Source organism: Arthrobacter sp. MYb23, from assembly GCF_002979775.1.
Taxonomy (GTDB): domain Bacteria; phylum Actinomycetota; class Actinomycetes; order Actinomycetales; family Micrococcaceae; genus Arthrobacter.
In genome coordinates, this window is sequence record NZ_PCPR01000013.1 from 55,888 (window position 1) to 74,215 (window position 18,328).

General features: G+C 60.8%; 14 protein-coding genes. 5 read left to right on the forward strand and 9 right to left on the reverse strand.

What is annotated here, in order from left to right:
• Positions 1-12: 12 nt before the first annotated feature.
• Both CQ020_RS14170 and CQ020_RS14175 read right to left on the reverse strand, forming a co-directional pair.
• A complete protein-coding gene (locus CQ020_RS14170; protein WP_258141891.1) occupies positions 13-2,715 on the reverse strand; it encodes a glycoside hydrolase family 78 protein in 2,703 nt (900 codons plus the stop codon).
• 33 nt (positions 2,716-2,748) lie between these two features.
• Complete coding sequence (locus CQ020_RS14175; protein ID WP_258141892.1) at positions 2,749-4,101, reverse strand: MFS transporter; 1,353 nt, start codon at positions 4,099-4,101, stop codon at positions 2,749-2,751.
• 181 nt (positions 4,102-4,282) lie between these two features.
• On the opposite strand from CQ020_RS14175, the gene CQ020_RS14180 reads away from it, so the two are divergent.
• Positions 4,283-4,909 (forward strand): TetR/AcrR family transcriptional regulator, encoded by a 627-nt coding sequence (locus tag CQ020_RS14180; protein ID WP_258141893.1) that lies wholly within the window; start codon positions 4,283-4,285, stop codon positions 4,907-4,909.
• Positions 4,910-5,142: 233 nt separating this feature from the next.
• Here the strand turns inward: CQ020_RS14180 and CQ020_RS14185 are convergent, their stop codons facing one another.
• A complete protein-coding gene (locus CQ020_RS14185) occupies positions 5,143-5,625 on the reverse strand; it encodes a MarR family winged helix-turn-helix transcriptional regulator (protein ID WP_105692425.1) in 483 nt (160 codons plus the stop codon).
• 195 nt (positions 5,626-5,820) lie between these two features.
• Between CQ020_RS14185 and CQ020_RS14190 the strand changes: the two genes are divergently transcribed.
• Positions 5,821-7,653 (forward strand): NAD(P)/FAD-dependent oxidoreductase, encoded by a 1,833-nt coding sequence (locus CQ020_RS14190; protein ID WP_105692426.1) that lies wholly within the window; start codon positions 5,821-5,823, stop codon positions 7,651-7,653.
• Positions 7,650-8,687 carry an SMP-30/gluconolactonase/LRE family protein gene (locus CQ020_RS14195; protein ID WP_105692427.1) on the forward strand — a complete coding sequence of 346 codons (1,038 nt, stop codon included), beginning with the start codon at positions 7,650-7,652 and terminating at the stop codon, positions 8,685-8,687. Before CQ020_RS14190 ends, CQ020_RS14195 begins: the two co-directional genes overlap by 4 nt.
• 62 nt (positions 8,688-8,749) lie before the next feature.
• On the opposite strand, the gene CQ020_RS24210 is transcribed toward CQ020_RS14195, so the two are convergent.
• From CQ020_RS24210 to CQ020_RS14215, 4 genes are all read right to left on the reverse strand, one after another.
• Positions 8,750-8,926, reverse strand: coding sequence for a hypothetical protein (locus CQ020_RS24210; RefSeq protein WP_181151886.1), 177 nt, complete (start codon positions 8,924-8,926; stop codon positions 8,750-8,752).
• A 252-nt stretch (positions 8,927-9,178) separates the two neighbouring features.
• A complete protein-coding gene (locus CQ020_RS24515; protein ID WP_258141894.1) occupies positions 9,179-9,610 on the reverse strand; it encodes a DUF4192 domain-containing protein in 432 nt (143 codons plus the stop codon).
• A gap of 88 nt (positions 9,611-9,698) precedes the next feature.
• Positions 9,699-9,962 (reverse strand): hypothetical protein, encoded by a 264-nt coding sequence (locus tag CQ020_RS24520; protein WP_308727315.1) that lies wholly within the window; start codon positions 9,960-9,962, stop codon positions 9,699-9,701.
• Positions 9,963-10,635: 673 nt separating this feature from the next.
• Positions 10,636-11,127, reverse strand: coding sequence for a gluconokinase (locus CQ020_RS14215; protein WP_105692488.1), 492 nt, complete (start codon positions 11,125-11,127; stop codon positions 10,636-10,638).
• A gap of 253 nt (positions 11,128-11,380) precedes the next feature.
• Between CQ020_RS14215 and CQ020_RS14220 the strand changes: the two genes are divergently transcribed.
• The gene (locus CQ020_RS14220; RefSeq protein WP_146116658.1) at positions 11,381-16,081 is read left to right on the forward strand and encodes an NAD-glutamate dehydrogenase; all 4,701 of its coding nucleotides are present in this window, start codon (positions 11,381-11,383) and stop codon (positions 16,079-16,081) included.
• A 534-nt stretch (positions 16,082-16,615) separates the two neighbouring features.
• On the forward strand, positions 16,616-17,098 hold the full coding sequence (locus CQ020_RS14235; RefSeq protein WP_146116659.1) for a hypothetical protein: 483 nt from the start codon (positions 16,616-16,618) through the stop codon (positions 17,096-17,098).
• A gap of 10 nt (positions 17,099-17,108) precedes the next feature.
• Here the strand turns inward: CQ020_RS14235 and CQ020_RS14240 are convergent, their stop codons facing one another.
• Together CQ020_RS14240 and CQ020_RS14245 are read right to left on the reverse strand one after the other, a co-directional pair.
• On the reverse strand, positions 17,109-17,696 hold the full coding sequence (locus CQ020_RS14240) for a TetR/AcrR family transcriptional regulator (protein WP_105692434.1): 588 nt from the start codon (positions 17,694-17,696) through the stop codon (positions 17,109-17,111).
• Between the two features lie 29 nt (positions 17,697-17,725).
• On the reverse strand, positions 17,726-18,328 hold the full coding sequence (locus tag CQ020_RS14245; protein ID WP_105692435.1) for a TetR/AcrR family transcriptional regulator: 603 nt from the start codon (positions 18,326-18,328) through the stop codon (positions 17,726-17,728).

Below are 18,328 nucleotides of genomic sequence, written 5' to 3' on the forward strand. Positions count from 1 at the left end.
TCGGCAAGTGGTTCAGGCGTGACTTGGGACGCTGTTGCTGCGGGAAACAGCAGGCGCTGCGGCATGGAAGGTGCCGGGTCCGGCATTGTGTTCGGATCCATCGGGGAAAATGACCAGGGCGGTTGTTTCTGCGGGGATGTCGGCATCGATGACCAGTTCGTCACCGTCAATCCGCCAATGGACGTTGATGGTGCCGTTGGGTGTTTCGTGTGAGCCGCGGGCCCAGGTGACAGAGGCACCTGGGGTGGGCGCGATGACAATTGACTGCCACGCCACGGAGCCTTCGGCCTGCCGCAATCCCAAGGTGTGCTCGTGCAGGAACCGGAGCACGGTTGCCTTGCTGTAATGGTTCAGCGAATCATGGGCGTCGCCGTTCTGGTCGATTCCTTCCCACGATTCCCAGATGGTGGTGGCGCCCTTGTCGACCATGTACAGCCACGACGGCGCCGTGCGCTGAAGCAGCAACTCATCAGCGACGTCGGCCCTACCGGCTTCCACCAGTACCGGCAGCAGGTAGCCCGTGGACAGGAAGCCTGTTCCCACGTGGGTGCCTGCGGAACGGATGAGTTCAACCAGTCGGTCGACGGCGGCCTCCCGGCGATCTGCCGGCAGCAGGCCAAATGCCAGCGCCCGCACGTAGCTGGCTTGGGTATCTGCGTCCGTTGTTCCGTCCGAATGCAGGTACGCTGCCTGCCAGGCATCGCGGACGGCTTCTGAAATCGCCGTCCATTCAGCCGCATCGGCAGATCGTCCAAGGACGGCGGCAATCCTGGCCAGCGTGGACGTGGAACGGAAGAGGTAAGCGGTGCCTACCTCGCCCTTGTCCTCCATGAACCAAGCCATCGGGTTGTCCTGGACAGGATCAATCAGGCGCCCTTCGGCATCGCGCTGCTTGGGCTCCGTCCACTCACCCCAATGGAATGTCCCGTCCCACAGATACTGCTCGTAAGGTTCCGGTTCCGGAGATGCCTTGACCCTGGCGTGGTGGCGGGTTGTCCGCGCCATGTCCAGGGCCCACCGGACCCAACGGAGCATCGCGTCCCAGTTCTCGGCGAGTACCTGTTCGTCTCCGTAGGCTTCGTATAGTTCCCAGGGAACGGCAACGATCGCATCCCCCCACCCGGCGGATCCGGTCATCATGGCAAACTGGTCGTCCAAATGGTTCTTGATACCGCGGCCATCGGGGGAGAAGTTCGCAATGCGGCCATCCGCCAACTGGTCATCGCGAACGGACTGCAACCATTTCCGGCTGAAACCGAGCACGTCCCGCAGCCGGGTAGCTGTGGAAATGAACACTTGGTAGTCACCGCTCCATGCAAGCCGTTCGCGCGTAGGGCAATCCGTGGGAACGTCCACGGCATTTCCAAGAAAGCTCCATTCCCCGATCCGATGCAGGCTGTTGAGGTCTTCATTGCTGCACCCAAAAGCACCCGTTGGGCGGAGGTCGCTGTGGACAAGCTGCATTGCAAGCTTGGAGGTATCCAGCGGCGCTGCCTTGCGGCTGATGCGGGCGAACTGGAAACCGTGGACTGTGTGGCGGGGTTCAAAGACCTCAGTTGCGGCTCCTGCGGTGACCTCGTCACGCTGTGCGAAGATCATGGTCGGTTCCCCTGGCCTGTGTGAGTCCAGGTGCGTGGTGGAGAGGTCGCCGTCGCCGTCCACATACTCGCCGTATTCGATCACCGTCTTGGTTCCTTGTGGCCCGAGATCCTCGAGACGTATCCACCCGGAGGCATTCTGACCGAAGTCCGCGATCCACACGCCCGGCCTGATCTGCGTGACGCTTACCGGCGGCCGCGAGTCGATGACCCGTACTGCCGGGGCGGGAGACCAGTTGATTGCAGGGGCATCAACGGCGTTGAGCAGAACTTTCGACGCCGGTATCGCCGGAGCGGCGAAGTCAACCGTCTGCCCCTCCATAAGATCCGCTCGCGTCGTGGTTGATGGTGCAGACGTCCAGGCGCCGTCGGTCACGATCACTTGGCGGGTTCCATCACCTTTGTCGATGTGAAGTTCGGCGCGGGCGCCCAACGTGTTTCCCCAGTCGGCCGGGTGGCGGAACGCGCCCACTTGTCCCCGGTACCAGCCATCGGAGAGTTCAATGGACAGCGCGTTGGTTCCGGGTACCAGCGACGACGTGACGTCCGAGGCCTGGGCATAGAGAGTATGGTCGTACGACGTCGTCCCCGGGGACAGTTCGGCGGTTCCGGCTTTACCCCCGTTGACCGCAGCTGTGTAGACACCAAGGGCTGTGGCATACAGTCGGGCAGACTTTACGCCGGCGTCCACCGTGAATTCCGTGGTGAGGCAGTGGGCCGGACGTTGGCCGTACGCTGTCCCTTCTTCCTCCACCGGGGAAATCCAGGAAGCCGTCCAATCGGCGTCGAAAAGTCCCGCTTCAAATGACGACCAAGCCGACCATCCGTTCGAGTCCCCGGCAATCCGTACGCGCCATGTGACCCGCTGCCGGCTGGAGAGATCCGGCCAGGGCCACTGAACGTAGAGCCTGTGGGCCAGGGTCGCCAGTGGCTGCGCCACGCCGTCGATTGTTGCTTCCACGTCGTATGCCAATACCACTGCGTTCGCGGGAGTCTTCCAAGAGAGCCTGGGGGATGGGCCTGTGACGGGGAACTGGTCTCCGCCGCTGTCCACAGTGAGGTCATAGGGCACAGTGAGGTCATAGGGCACAGTGAGGTCATAGGGCATGAGGGCCATGTAGTTTCCTTAATCTTCTGCTGATGCCGGCGGTTAGCGGACGGACTTGACCTTGAGTGAGATCACGAGGCCGCCGATCAACGCCAGAGCTGCGCCGGACAGGTACAGGAAGGTGTAGTTCTTGTCCGCTCCGGTGATACCGATGGTGATGATCACGGAGGCCAGAAGAGGGGCCACTGCGCTTGGTATCTTTTGGGCGAAGGCGACCACGGCCATGTAACGCGCCGTTTCGGTCCGGTTGGGCAGGATGGCGAAAATGATGGCCTGATCGACGGTGGCGAACACGGCAATGGCAGTCTGCATGAGGACCGCGCCAATGATCAGTTGGGGCAGCGACCACGCGAATGCCTCAGCCAATGCACCGCCGACGAAGAGGATCGCTGCAACCAGGACAAACAAGCGCCGCCTCTTGAGCTTGTCTGACAGGAATCCACCCAGGAGTGCACCGGCCGCAGCGGCCAACACGCCAAGCATGCCGATGGTTGCCACGACTCCGGCCACTTCCCGTACCGGGAGATCAAGGCGCTGGGCGTAGAAAAAGGTGCCGAAGGTGGTGTTGAAGTACAGGCCCATAAAGAAGACGAAACGGCCCAACCAGTTCCACGCAAAGTCCGGGTACTTGCGGACGCTGAAACCATAGCTGGCAACAACTGACCGGAAGGTGACCCGCGTGTCAACGCGGATATTCTGCGAGCTTCCCTCCGGCTTGATGAGCGGGAACAGTGCCAGGAGGACTGCGCCGATCACGCCGGGTACCACGAAGACCAGGAAGGTGTTCGACGAAACAGCATACGCAACGCCAATGCCCAAAACAGGAGCGATCTGGGTCATCAGGCCGGTCAAAGCAGAGACCCGGCCCCGCTGGCCCTCGGGCAACTTATCAGCCATGAGGTTCTGGATGGCGGCACCGGATATGGACCAACCGGCCATGCCCAGGATCCATCCGGCGCCCACCAGCAGAAGGTTGGGTGCGAGCCCCATGACAACCAAGCCCGCAAGGCCGATGGCTGTTCCAACGAAGATGAAGGGCGCGCGCCGGCCGAAGCGGGACCGCGTGCGGTCACTCCAGATGCCGATGAGCGGGCTGACGATCAAATAGATTCCCTGCGCCGTGCCCGTAATGAATCCGAGCATCTGCTCCTGGCCGGGAGCGAGTTCGGTGATCCGCACAGCGATGCCATAGGACAGTGGCACCATCATGGCGATGGATGCCCCGAAGCTGGCCAGCATGAGCCAGAAAATGTAGCCCCTGCTCACGGGAATCTGGGGCTCTTCCGGGGGCTCCGGAAGTTCAACGGGGCCGACCGGCAGATGACTGCCCGGCGATGGTTCGGCGGCTGCGATGCCGCCGGCGAGACGGGGAGCCCCGTGCTTGTCAGTAGTCACCAATGACTCCTCATTACAGTAGATGGCCCATCCGCTGCGTCGCGGATGAGAGCTGGGAAGTGTGGGGCTTCCCCAGCAAAGGGTAACCATGATGGTTACTATTCGTGAATAGTAGTCATGGTGGTTACAATTGACAAGACCCAGCGCAAAAATGGTTTCCGTTGACGAGAGAAGGCTGTTCGTGACCATCACTTCAGAGCAGAAGACCGGCAAGAAAGCCGGCTCCGGGCGGCGGGGCCCCTATGCCACCACGCCAGCCCGTCGGGCGGAGATCGTACGCGCTGCCTCGGCCAGCTTCGCTGAGCATGGCTACGAACGAGCCAGCCTGAGGGATATTGCCTCGCGGGCCGGTGTCACCCACGCAGCCCTTCTGCGTCACTTTGCCACCAAGGATGACCTCCTCCTCGCCGCCCTGGCGGAGCGGGACGCCGACGACGCCGAGCTGGCCACCCGCATTGTGCAGGCCAAAGTGCCACGGGAATCGGTGTTGAGCACCATTCTGGGCGAAGAATTCGCCCGGCCTGACCACATGCGGAACTGGCTCTCAATCACGATCGCGGCGACCAATCCCGAGCATCCTGCCCACGACTTCTTCATCGCCCGACGCGAGCGCATGCGTGATCACTTCACCAGCAAGCGACTTGCTACGACCGAAGACAGTGAGGAACTGACAGCTGACGACAAAGTCACCATGGTGATGGCGATGATCGACGGCCTCCGGATTCAGTTCCTCCTGGACCCGCAGCGCAAAACCTTGCACCTGCTGGAAACGCTCTTCCGGTTCATCGACTCGCCTGAAGAAGGCTGATGGCCGGCAAGGGGCGTTTGGTTATATCCCTGGTACGCGGTCATTCCATTACCGCCAGCTGATGCCGCCGCTTCGCGGATCCGATCAGCATGCCGTGGACTGATCGGCACTGATCGCGGCCTGCATGAGACCGGGAAGGCGACTGCTGCGTCACCTGGGCAGGCGTCATTTGCCGCGTCGTGGGAATGGAGGCCCTGGGCTCCAACGCCGTCATCGCCCGCTTCGCGTACAGCTCACCCTAAGGTTTCCCGGCCGGCGTTCTCTGGGTTTTTTGTTTCGCGCAGTTCGCGGCCCACTGCCCTGAGTCCGGTTTCGAGCGCCCTAAGCTCTTCAAGCGTCAGTCCAGCCAGCACCTCGCCGCCCAGTTCTGGACGCGCAGCCATGAGTTCACGAACTACAGACCGTCCAAGGTCGGTGGCAAAAATTCGTCTGACCCGCTGGTCCTCTGTATCAGTGGATCTGGCGACCAGCCCCGCCGACGCGAGGCGATCAACAAGCTTGGACATGGATGCCATCGAGACACCGAAGGTCTCTACCAGCCCGACTCCAGTGGCTCCGCTTTCCGTGGTGACCACGACGGAGAGGACCTTCAGCTGCTGGATGGTCAGATCGGTGGTCAGTAGTGGCTGGAGGATGCGGGGGATGGAGCGGATCGTGATGGCTATGGCCAGAGCGTCTATGCTCTTCAGTGCTGATTCCCGATCTGATTCCTCCATGCCACTAAAGATATCGCGGACCGGCTTTGCGCAATTACTTAGCTTAAGGCTAAGCTTTTTTCATTAGCCGACCCGTTGTCGTGTCGACGCGTACCAGAAACCATCTGTCGGGCTTTTCCCGGATCTGGGCGCGGACGCGCATTGGGGGCGGCCGCGCAACGTGCGCATGGCGCAGTAGCGAAGCGAGGACGATTCATGGGCAGCGCCCACAACCAATCGAAGAACCAACAAAAGCCTGATGTTGAAGAGCTCCGCACCAAGTACCGGCGGGAGCGCGATCGACGTATCCGGCTAGAGGGGCTGGGGCAGTATCAAAGCGCAGCCGGTGAGTTCGGCTACTACTCGAAGGATCCTTACACCGAGCCAATACAGAGGGATCCCCGCGCTGACTCAGTGGAAGTGCTGGTCATCGGCGCTGGATTTGGCGGACTGCTCGCCGCCGCGAGGCTGCGGGAAGCCGGGGTGGAGTCCATTCGCCTGATGGACGAGGCCGGTGACGTGGGCGGCACGTGGTACTGGAACAGGTACCCGGGCATCCATTGCGATATCGAATCGTACGTCTACATGCCCCTCCTCGAGGAGGTCGGTTACATGCCGGCATGGCGTTACGCTCCCGGTGAGGAGATCCGGCAGCACGCCATCGCCATCGCGAAGCGTTTCGACCTGTATCGGGACGTACTTTTCCAGACCAGGGCAACAGCGCTGACCTGGGATGATGCTGCGGAGCTATGGACAGTCGAAACCGACCGCGGGGATCGGTTCCATGCACGTTTCGTCATCACGTCGTCAGGGACTCTGACACAACCCAAGTTGCCGGGGATCCCTGGCATTGAGAAGTTTCGAGGACATACTTTCCACACCAGCCGGTGGGACTATGCATACACCGGTGGCTCGGCGGAAGGTGGCATGACCGGACTTGCCGACAAACGGGTGGCAGTAGTGGGCACAGGGGCTACGGGCGTCCAGGTCATCCCGCATCTGGGCCGCGATTCTGAGCAACTCCTCGTTTTTCAGCGGACACCGTCCACCATTGACGTTCGTGGAAACCGCCTGACGGACCCAGCCTGGGAAGCATCCCTCAAACCAGGCTGGCAGCGAGAACGGATGGAGAACTTTCTCTCCGTTCTCGCCGGGGAGCCGGTGGATGAAATCCTCGTCAAGGATGGGTGGACAGAAACCATCCAGCTGCAACGGCAGATCCTTTCCGGCGCGGTGGAGGCAGGCCTCGCCCCAGCCGAACGGGAACTGAGGGATGAACTGAAGGACTTTGAAACCATGAACCGCCTCCGTTCGCGTGTGGATGAGGTAGTACAGGACAGCGAAAGGGCAGAGGTTCTCAAGCCCTGGTACCGGTACATGTGTAAACGGCCATGCTTCAGCGATACCTACCTCCAGACATACAACCGGCCCAACGTGACGCTGGTGGATACTGCCGACCACGGAGGCATAACACGCCTGACTGAGACCTCGATCGTGGTGGGCGAAACGGCGTATGACGTGGATTGCATTATCTTCGCTACAGGCTTCAACGTGGGCGTTTCTGGTGTGCTTTCCGGCTCCTTGCCCGTCCGGGGGAGAGGTGGGCGCTCACTCCTGGAAACATGGGCAGGCGGACTGCGCACCCTCCATGGCTTTTACAGCCACGGCTTTCCCAACCTCTTCCATCTTGGCGCACTGCAGAACGCCAATTCTGTCAACTTCGTCCACATCCTGCAGGAGCAGGCTGAGCACATTGCAGCAGTCATCGCCGAGGGGCTGGCCGTCGGCTCGCGCGTGATTGAGCCGACCCTCAAGGCTGAGGATGGCTGGGTTAAGACCGTCAGTGACACAGCAGCCGACACCTCGCAATTCCAAGCAGAATGCACCCCTGGGTATTACAACGGTGAAGGTACACGGGCGATCTCCGGCAGCTCGTTCAGTCCAGGACCCGTAGCTTTTCACCGGATACTTCGGCAATGGCGGGAAGGCGACATGAGTGATGTCCTTGTTCCGGCGCCGCCGGCCGGCCAAACTGTGGTGGGCAAATGACGCCTGATCGAGAGAAGCCACTCAGGACACACTTGGGCTTCATCGCCCTCGCGGCCGTCCTTGTCTTGTCCGGCTGCACGGCCGGTACTTCCACCGAACCCGTGGCTGCAGCAGAAAAGCATTCGCCGTCGGAACAGACTGCCAAAGCCCTGGCGAATGTCACCTCGGTTCACCCATCTACCGGAATGACGCTGTTGGAGGGGCCCGTGGTGGGTCCTGACGGTGACCTCTATTTTGTAGATGTCACGGCACCTCCGGGGGCGCCTAAGGTCATGGCACTCGACGTGAGCTCATTGGAGAAGAGGACCATTTTCACAGACGGCACCAGTGCTGTCACATCGGCTCAATTCAGCCCCCGCGATGGGCGCCTCTACCTGACGGACTACCTGGGCACCATCATCAGCATGACCCCTGAGGGCAAGGACCAGAAGGTGTTCCATTCCGGTCCCGTCAACGGAGCGACGCTGCACGCGGACGACATCAGCTTCGACCGTGCGGGCAACCTTTATGTGACGGATGCTGCGGGAGCCCAGGAACCCTATTGGAAACCGCAGGGAAGGCTGATTCGCATTGATGGTGCCACTGCCGAGCCAACGGTGCTGGCAGATCGTTTGGCCTCCCCGAACGGAGTCGCCTTTACACCTGGGTTTGACGGGTTGTGGATGAGCCTGAACACCGCAAACCAGATCGACTACGTCCAATTGACCGACGATGGCCGTGGAGTAAACACAGCTCATCCGGCGATCCACGTCAGCGCGGGCATGGGCCAAATCGATTCCTTAGCCGTTGACGCTGATGGGAATCTCTACGTCGGCTTTCACAACCGGGCAGCAATTCTTGTCTTCGACACCGAAGGACAACAAACGGCCACCATAAACATTCCCTCGAAAGAGGGCGAGATAATGTCGGCGACCAACATTGCTATCAAGCCTGGAACGAAGGAAGCCTACGTTACTGCCAGTGGTAAAGGGGGCGGCTGGATCCATACCTTCACCGCACTCGCGGAGGGGATACGCCAGAGCAACGGTGGCTGACTGCCCGACTGTGACATCGGCACCGGGACCGAGTGGCGATCCTCTCCGGAGGCCGCCTCATTTCAGATCCCGGGCAGGCGGCTGATCGCACGGACTCCACCGTCGGCGCTGCGGGCTTGCGCGCCCCTCTCGGAGCCGTCCGGACCCGGCACAATCGAGAACGTATGCGGCTTCGTCATGGAGGAGGCAAAGCGGTAGCTGAAGGTTTGCCCGTCAACCCCGATTCCCTCAGGGCGCATGTGCCCGCCCATCACCAGCGCCAGCAGCGATGAGTCGGCACTTCACGGCTTGTTACGGGCCGAGCCTAAGCCCGTCTCTTCGCCCGCCTTTGCACCACGAGTTTCGTTCAGGAAACTCATTTAATGCGAGGCCTGGCCTCCAGAATTGGCTCATTGATAGAGCGGGTTGTGAGGATGTCATGCATGTTGAGCGTTTGATGAAGGTCCGGCAGCGGCGGTGTCTGGCTGTATATGAAGGTGGGCCACAGGTTCCTATGGCATGTCGAGTTTGGTTTTGTAGGCGGTGTTTTTGTTGGTGTTCCACCAGGCGATGATTCCGGCTCCGAGCATTTGGTCGGTGAGTCGTGCGAAGCGGTATCCAGGGTGGGTGTCGAGGACGAGTTGCATGTATTGGTGGGCTTTGGAGCCTCGGCCTTCCCACCAGTTGATGTATCCGATGGTGGTCAGGATGGGTGCTGCGTGTTGCGGACTCGTTCTGGTGTAGGCGTGCAGAAGGAGCTGTTGTGCCCATTCGATGCGCGACCAATTGGGGGCGGCCTCCGTTTGGGCGAAGAGGATATGTTGGGGTGGTTCGTCGATGCCGGGGATGTCGGCCCTGAGCCGGTCGCGAATGTGGGGGAACTGGAAGTACGCGATGAGGGTGGCGCAGTCCTCGTCGGTAGGGAAGTCGTTGCTCTCGAGCATGGTCGTCCAGAGTTGGCTCGCTTGTACCGCAGCTTCTTGAGGTGCCTGGGCGCGGAAAACACGCATGCAGCTTTCGACGGCGACGGCATTATCCGCTTCGTGGGTTGGCGACGGGAGGATGATTTGGTTGGTGGGTTCGATGGTGCTGCCGCGGTAGATGAATTCGGCGTTGACGCGGCTGTATTCGGTGGTGCTGATGGGCAGGTTGATGTCTTGGCCGGGTTCGCTGTCGTAGGGGGAGTAGGTTTCGTCGCTGACGAAGATGCCGTCGCGGATGGTGTCCCGGTTGGCGGGCGAGATCGATGCGGTGGGTGGCGCCGACCTTGCCTTTGTCCAGGGTGATGCAGACCAGACTCTCCTGGGGCCAGAACCCGAGGGAGCGGGTTCAGGGCCTTGGGTGGTGGGCCCTCCGCTTGCTCTGAACTGGGGTTATGTGCGTCTCTCTTGGTGCGTCCGGTAGGTCGTGGTTGGCCTACACCTCTTCATGGGTAGAGGGACTGAGCACGACATGACCTTCGAGATCTTGGTTCTTGGTTTTGGCGCGTTCCTGGAGTTAGGAGGCACGACTATGGAACCTTCGTCCACTTGGACATGTAGCATCCTCAGCTGCCTGGGAATTGACTCACATGTGCAGGTCTTGGACTGGCCTCAACAAAAGGAGCCTGGCGCCAAGCCGGGCTGCTTTTGTTGCGACCGTACGGGCCTTCACCCCTATGAGTTCCTCGGTCTGCATCTGCACTTCTCGCGTGAGGTTGCCTCGGGCGCCTATCGGCCGATGGTGCTCCTCTGGCCGTGACTTCGGGCATGGTCCTCCACTAGGGGATTTCCGGTGATGCGATAAACCGCATGAGCTTTGCCGTGAGTGGAGTGCTTTCTTTTCGGACCGTGAGGAACTGGATTCGGAGCCCGTTCACCATCGGCGAAGCGCTAACTGTGATCTGTATCGAGGCGAGTTAGACGTATTGGTGAGCCCTGGAGTCGCGATCTTCAAACAGTAGATGCAGCAGGTGTGGTGTGCATTGGCGTCAAGCCCTGATTGCCCCCTGAAGCCGTTCGCAGATGTCCTCCACCAACACCTCTGGCGCAAGCCGAATATCGGCCTTCACATGCTTCTCATCCACGTCAAGGGGCTCGAGGGCGCTGAGCTGAGAGTCCAGAAGGCTGCTTGGCATGAAGTGGTTTTCCCGGGCATTCATACGGGCCAGGAGTGTCTCCCGGTCGCCGTTGAGGTGAACGAAGACGACGTCAGGGGTGTGGTGGCGGAGTAGGTCGCGGTAGCTTCGCTTCAGCGCCGAACAGGCGATGATGAGCGGCGTGCCGGCGTCCTGTAAGCGGCGCAGAGTGCGGCCGATTTCTTCAAGCCAAGGCTTCCGATCCTCGTCGCTCAAGGGAATGCCAGCGCCCATCTTGATTTTGTTGGCTGCCGGATGCAGGTCGTCGCCGTCTTTGAACTGCGCCCCCAAGCGCGCACTCAGCATCGAGCCCACGGTGGACTTACCGCAGCCCGAAACGCCCATGACGATCAAAGGGGGGAGGTATCTGCTGCCCAAAGCTGGGTTTCCTTTCGACGGGGGAGAGTCTCTGGTTCGTGAGGTAGTTCGCGGCCTGCGATGCATTTCACAAGTGAGAAGAGTTTCTCAAATTCCAAAGGGGGCGTCAAGGGTTTTGCCCATCACGAAAAAGCTCTTGACGCCGTCTCCAATATGAGAAAAGATTCTCATATCTTATTGACGTGATGAAGAAGTCCACCAAACCTCAAGGGAGCACAACGTGTCCACGGAACAAGGCATGGAATCCCGCACACTGCCTGATCATTTCGTAGCCGATTACTATGCCGAAGCGTCGCCGGAGGACAAGAAATCCTATGGCGTAGGCGTACTCGAAGGACGCGCGGCCGGGCATTTCGAAGCCGCGCGAACCCGCGGCGCTGAATCGTGGGTCGGAGTCCTGCCGAATGTTGGCGCTACCGTGTTCGGAGTTGTCTGCAAGGACTCGCCGTTCCTGGTGGACTCGATCCTGGCTGAGGTTACCCGGCGCGGCTTGGGAATCCAGTTCGTGGTCCATCCCCGTTTTGCCACGCAACGAGGTGCAGACGGGGAGCTCACGGAGCTCCAGCCCGGCACCTCCATTCCATATGCGGGGACCGAGTCGTGGGTCGCCGTCGAACTCCGGGATCTCCTCACCGAGCAACAGCTCGGCCCGTTGCTGAGCGCCATCCGACGCATCCTGACCGATGTTATGGCTGCCTCCGATGACTTGGTCGCCATGCGGGGCCGGCTAAAACAAGTTGCTGCCGAGTTGCCCGAAAATGGGACGGCCCGCAATCTTCTCGAGTGGCTCAGCAGCAAACACTTCGTCTTCGTCGGGTATCGCCAATACAGCCTGGAACACGGAGAAACTGAGGATCGCCTGACTGCCATCGATGGAACAGGTTTAGGTGTTCTGCGGAACAAGGCCGCCGACGGGTCCGATGTCCGTGTCCTGGCTGGCCCAGCGCGTAATTCGGCACGTGAGCCGATTGCCGCCGTGGTCACCAAGGCCCGGTCCCGCTCAACCGTCCATCGCGACGCGCACCTTGATTACATCGGCATTAAGACGTTTAGTTCGGATGGGCAGGTGACCGGGGAACATCGCTTCCTGGGACTCTTTACGTCGAGCGTCTATAACGGGCCGGTGGACAGCGTTCCGTTGGTCGCTGACACCATCACCGCCGTCATGGACCGCAGCGGATTGGATCCGGCCAGTCATTCAGGCCGGCAATTGATGGCGATTCTGGAAACCTACCCTCGCGACGAACTGTTCCAAATCGGCGTCGAGGAGTTGTTCCAGATTGCCGACAGCATCATGGGGATGCAGGAGCGGCGCCGTTCGAGCGTGTTCCTTCGGCAAGACGCCTACAGCAGATTCGCGACCGTCCTGGTCTACCTGCCTCGTGACCGATACAACACTGCGGTCCGGCAGCGGATTGAACGTGAACTACGGGATGCTTACAACGCTGTCGATATCGAACACGAAGCACGGGTCAGTTCCTCCGCCCTGGCGCGCATCTTCTTCACCGTGTGGACATCATCCGGAACTCTTGGAGACATTGACGCGGAAACTGTGGAACAGCGGGTCAACCGCGCCATCAGGTCATGGCCGGAAGGTGTACTCGATGCCCTGCAATCCCTCCACCCGGCAGCTGTGGCGGAGGCCCTTGCCAAACGCTGGAGCGAAGCCTTCCCTCCGGAGTACCAAGTCCGGTACAGCGTGGAGGACGCAGCCGAGGACATAGAACGGTTCGAGGACCTCGGAGCAGAAGAAAGCACGACGGCGGCACGGCTTGCCGTACGGAGCGGAGGCAAGGGAACAACCGACCCAGACTTGCGGATCCGGCTCTATCTTCGCCAAGCGGAAAGCCTGAGCCGCCTCCTGCCGTACTTTGAGCATCTTGGCTTAGCGGTCCATGAGGAGCGTCCATACCGGATCGTCGACTCCCAGGGCGTGGTGGTCCACCTCTACGACCTCCTGGTCAGCACACCTTCCGGCGCGGGCTCACCGGACGCCTGGGATATGCTCCCCGCGGCCTTCCGGGCAGTACTTCAAGGTGAGGCGGAGTCTGATTTCCTCAACTCCTTGGTCCTGCAACAGAGCTTCGACTGGCGCACGGTGGCGCTCCTTCGCAGCTACGTGAAGTACCTCAGGCAACTCGGGACGCAGCACTCCTTCCAATTTATAGCGTCCACCCTCCAGTCCCATCCCGAGGCGACCAAATCCTTGGTGAAAGTGTTCTCAGCGAAGTTCGACCCCGATCTACCGGGTGGACGTTCGGAGTCTCTGGCGTCAGCCGACGCGTCCCTAAAGGCGGCAATGGACAGCCTGGCCACCATGGACGCGGCTTTCGTAGTGGAGGCGCTTGCTTCCCTGATCAGGGCAACCGTGCGAACCAACTTCTACCAGGGCAAGCGGCACATCAGCCTCAAACTGGACCCCTCCGGCATCGATATCCTCCCGAGCCCCCGGCCCGCCCATGAGGTTTGGGTGTACTCCCCACGAGTGGAAGGCGTGCACCTGCGATTCGGCCTGACTGCCCGTGGCGGACTCCGGTGGTCGGACCGGCAGGAAGATTTCCGCACGGAAGTCCTTGGACTCGTCAAAGCCCAGACCGTCAAGAACGCCGTGATTGTCCCGGATGGTGCCAAAGGTGGCTTTTTCGCCAAGTTCACGACAGGGATGACGGACCGTGCCCAGCAGGTGGCAGAGGGGCAGGAATGCTACAGGACCTTCATCCGCGGCCTCCTTGATGTCACAGACAACATCCGCTTTGTGCACGGCGAGCGTCAGGTTCTCACCCCACCGCGCGTGGTGAAGTACGACGGCGATGATTCCTACCTTGTGGTGGCGGCCGACAAGGGAACTGCGTCCTTCTCGGACATTGCCAATGAGATTGCCGCCAGCTATGGCTACTGGTTGGGGGACGCTTTCGCCTCCGGCGGCTCGGTGGGATATGACCACAAGCGCATGGGTATAACGGCTCGCGGCGCGTGGGAATCGGCCAAGATCCATTTCAGCGAACTCGGTCTGGATCCCCGTACTGCCGACTTCACGGCTGCGGGCATCGGCGACATGAGCGGGGATGTCTTCGGCAACGGGATGTTGCTTTCGCAGCACGTCCAACTGGTAGCGGCCTTCGACCATCGCCACATCTTCCTGGATCCGCAGCCGGACGCAGCGTCATCTTTCATGGAACGCGCAAGGCTGTTCGCACTGCCCCGCTCAAGCTGGGCAGATTACGACGCCGCGTTGATCAGCGAAGGCGGCGGGGTCTGGCCACGGACGGCTCGAACCATTCCTGTCCACCCGGCCGTCCGCGCAGTGCTCGGCATAGACCCTGCCACCGAGTCCATGAGTCCGCCGGACCTTCTGCAGGCAATCCTGAAGGCTCCCGTCGACCTGCTCTATAACGGCGGCATCGGGACCTACATCAAATCGAGCACAGAAAGCCATGCCGATGCCGGCGACCGTGCAAATGATTCCATTCGGATCAACGGCAATCAGGTGCGAGCCCGTGTGGTGGTGGAAGGTGGCAACCTGGGAGTTACCCAAGCCGGTCGGGTTGAAGCGGCTCTGGCAGGTGTCCTCATCAACACCGATGCAATCGATAACTCGGCCGGCGTGGATTGCTCCGACCATGAAGTGAACATCAAGATCCTGGTTGATCAGTCCATCAGGGCAGGGGAACTTCCTGCTGCGGAACGAACGGCATTCCTTGAAGCCCTCACGGACGAGATTGCAGAACTGGTGCTGACCGACAACGTAGCCCAGAACGTGCTGCTCCTGACTGACAGAAGGTTCCCTCCGGCGTCGTTCCCCAACTACGAACGGCTGATGCAGTTCCTTGAAGGTCGAGGCGAGCTGGACCGCGATCTGGAATTCCTCCCCAGCACACAGGCCTTGGAAGAACGGATCTCTGAGGGCAGGGGCCTGACCTCGCCGGAATTGTCTGTCCTGGCCGCTTATGCCAAGAACACTCTGGCCAACAATATCCGGAGGAGTCCGCTCGTCAAGGACCGCTACCTGACCAAGTTCTTGAACGGGTATTTCCCGGTTCCGGTGGTTAAGAGGCTTGGAGAAGGGATTGAACAGCACCCGCTCCGCGATGACATCATCGCGACAGTCCTCGCCAACGATGCGATCAACATCGGGGGTGTAACGGCTGTCTTCAGGCTCATGGAGGAGACATCGGTCGATGAAGCCACCGCAGTTAAAGCCTTTGTCATTGCCAGTGAACTCTTCGGGCTCCGGGATCTCTCCATCGGCTTGGTGCATCAGTGCGCCGATCTGCCGGCTGAGAAGTGGAGCCGGATCTACTTGGACATCCGCCGTGTCCTGGACAGAGCCATGCGCTGGTTTATCCAGTACAACCACGACCTCCCCATCGAAGAGTGCATAAACCTCTACCAACCCGTGGTGGAAGCACTCAGGGGACAGCTGCCCGAACTCCTCGTGGGCGCCGACAAGGCCGCTGTAGCTGCGTTGCAGGACTCGGCCCTCATCTGGGGGCTGCCGCCCCAAGTCGGAAGATTGTGGGCAGAGGTCAGGGAGGCGTTCACGCTATTGGATGTTGCGAGGGTTCAACAGGTCACCGGCGAATCCCTGGAATCCATCGCTCCGGTCTATTTTGCCGTACGGTCCCGCTTCCGGATCGAGGCCCTGTTGGACCGCGTGGATGAGCTGCCGCGATCTACTAAATGGCAGGCGATGGCCCGGGCGTCGCTACGGGACGACGTGTCCGCCGTCGTGCCTGAATTGACGGTGGCCGTTCTCGGCGTGGACGGCCAGACGGACGGCGCTGACCCCATTTTCGCGTGGGAGCAGTTGAACCACGCGAGGCTCCATGAGTCTGAGCGGTTGGTGGAGCTGGCCCCGGACAACAGCTTCGAAGCATTGTCCGCATACCTGGGGACTTTGAGGAAGGCTGCCCGCGCGTGAAGTGGGCGCTGAGCACCACGGACAAGCGGGATTGGCACGCCCTGGAATTCAGTGAGCGTGACCCTTCCTGGCGAAAGAGCAGCCGGCGTGGACTCGTGTGCCTGGGCTGCGGCTCGCCTGCCTTCTTTCGTGCGCCGTCGCGCAAGAAGACGCCCGCATTTGGTGCCAGGCACAAAGATGGCTGTGCCCTGCTGAAGGAAACGTGGGGCGTGTTTAGGTACCTGCAGTGAAGCATGAGATTGATTAATCAAATGAGAAACTTTTCTTGCTTTTAAGTGAGCTCGGCCATAGGCTTAATGAAAGAACCACAACAACGCCGGAGGCAAGTAATGTTGCGCATCGCTGGACAGCCCGGAACGGATCGTTCCCGTAGAAGCCGGTTCACGGCTGGTACCGGAAGCCATTGCCCCATCAGTGGCATCTGGGCACCCGAGGGGGATATTGAGAAGAGCATGCGGCTTTTGGAAGGCAACATCATGCCTGCGCGCGGCGACTCGGCCGTCGACTGGCAGCTGCTCCAAGGTCTCACCCGCCATGACCTACATAGCTGAAGCACGGCCCCGTCGCCGGGTAACGGCAGCAATGCCTCGGTTGAACCGTTTGGAATTGCGGCTCTCGGAGTCCAGGGCGACGCGCGGGCGTATCGACAGCCACGTCCGGACACTGCTGAGCCAGCGGAATGAGGCGATGGCCGCTGCATTGGCGGACAAAGTGCCCTTGTCTGCGATTTCCACGGTGGTGGGAATTCGGGCCGCGGATGTAAAGCGGCTTGGTGGCGCTTACCAGGACCTGCACTTTTCGGGAGTACGGCATGACTGGCACCTCACGCGGTTGGCTGCGATCGTCCGCCAACTGGATGCTGCGTTGGAAGACAAAGAGCAAAGTGCGCAGAAACTCCGGTGCGACGTCCTGGAGGGGCTGGAATCGGGCCGGATGGATATCTTTCGTGTCGCAGCCCTAACGGCTTTGCCGGCGGAGCGGATCCGGGAACTCATGCGGCCTGCAGCGGCCCACTAAGTCCCGTTGACTAGGCCTGCTCGCGGTCCTCGCTCCAGCCTTTCAGTGCTCCCTTGAGGGCCGAGATAAGCCTCGCTGTGACCTGGTCTTTGGACAGGCCGACAGTATTGATGAGGTCCAAAATTTCGCGTGGATCAAAGAGGATGTTCCAGAGGAACATCGCTTCGTCGCCGATAGTCGGCAGTCCTAATTCCTCGACGGCCTCGCGGAGGGGCCGTTCCAAAGCATCCGCCTGAACCGTCAAGTAGTAGGCGCCCGTACGGAGTCGGGCAAGGTAGCCCTCTCCGGAACGGGTGTACAGCATGGCTCCGCCGTGACGGGTGACCAGGTCAACCCACTTGCGGCTGACCGCCGTCAACAGCTCGACGCCGGACATCTCCTGCTGCTTCAGGCTGTAGTCGCGCAATTTCTCACCGACACCAAACCGGTACTCCGCCAGGATGTCCTCGACTGAGGCGAAGTGCCGGTAGGCGGTGGCAGTGGAGATCTCCGCGTGTTTGGCGACATCGGTCATGCTGATGGCTCCGCGCCGGGACGCGAAAAGCTGTCCCGCTGCCTTGACCAGCTGCCTGCGGTTGCGCTGTGTGTCACTACGCATTGGTGGATGCCCTTTCGTCAACTCATAGCTTAGGTCCTGGAAGCGGACCAGCCTGTCAGGGCGGCCGTGAAAGTCCTGACCAGTCGTGCGGATACTTGTTCCGGTGTGAGGTCCAGGCTCCCGATGAGATCGTAGATTTCGCGGGGGTCAAAGAAGCCGTTCCACAAGAAGAGAGCTTCATCGCCGGGGTGTTCGATTCCCAGGGCTCGGGACGCCTCCTCCAGCGGTCGTTGAAGGGCTGCAGCCTGCACGGTCAGGTAGTAGGCGCCAGCCCTGACCCGTGCAAGGTAACCTTCCGCGGAGCGTGTGTGCACCATGGACGCCCCATGCTGGACTACCAGCTGGACCCACTTGTGGCAGACAGCATTCAGCAGCTCCAAGCCTTCCGCTTCCGCCGCCCGGCTGAACTCCAGGAGCTCCCGGCCCACTTCGAAGCGGTAGGCGGCGAGGACGTCGTCAACAGAGGCGAAGTGGCGGTAGGCGGTAGCAGTAGAGATGCCGGATTCGGCAGCGATTTCGGACATGGTCGCCGAAAGGCCGGCTCCGAAGAGCCGGCCGGCCGCGTCCACCAAAAGCATCCGGTTCCGCTGCATGTCGATGCGCAGCCCGGCCGGTGGATCAATAACTGTCAT

Excerpts from the sequence above, each read along its gene's own strand:
- CQ020_RS14195 (WP_105692427.1), top strand. The coding sequence starts at position 7,650 with ATGACGCCTGATCGAGAGAAGCCACTCAGGACACACTTGGGCTTCATC.
- CQ020_RS24210 (WP_181151886.1), bottom strand. The coding sequence starts at position 8,926 with ATGCGCCCTGAGGGAATCGGGGTTGACGGGCAAACCTTCAGCTACCGC.
- CQ020_RS14190 (WP_105692426.1), top strand. The coding sequence starts at position 5,821 with ATGGGCAGCGCCCACAACCAATCGAAGAACCAACAAAAGCCTGATGTT.
- CQ020_RS14215 (WP_105692488.1), bottom strand. The coding sequence starts at position 11,127 with ATGGGCGTTTCGGGCTGCGGTAAGTCCACCGTGGGCTCGATGCTGAGT.
- CQ020_RS14240 (WP_105692434.1), bottom strand. The coding sequence starts at position 17,696 with ATGCGTAGTGACACACAGCGCAACCGCAGGCAGCTGGTCAAGGCAGCG.
- CQ020_RS14170 (WP_258141891.1), bottom strand. The coding sequence starts at position 2,715 with ATGGCCCTCATGCCCTATGACCTCACTGTGCCCTATGACCTCACTGTG.
- CQ020_RS24515 (WP_258141894.1), bottom strand. The coding sequence starts at position 9,610 with ATGCTCGAGAGCAACGACTTCCCTACCGACGAGGACTGCGCCACCCTC.
- CQ020_RS14185 (WP_105692425.1), bottom strand. The coding sequence starts at position 5,625 with ATGGAGGAATCAGATCGGGAATCAGCACTGAAGAGCATAGACGCTCTG.
- CQ020_RS14235 (WP_146116659.1), top strand. The coding sequence starts at position 16,616 with ATGACCTACATAGCTGAAGCACGGCCCCGTCGCCGGGTAACGGCAGCA.
- CQ020_RS14245 (WP_105692435.1), bottom strand. The coding sequence starts at position 18,328 with ATGACAGTTATTGATCCACCGGCCGGGCTGCGCATCGACATGCAGCGG.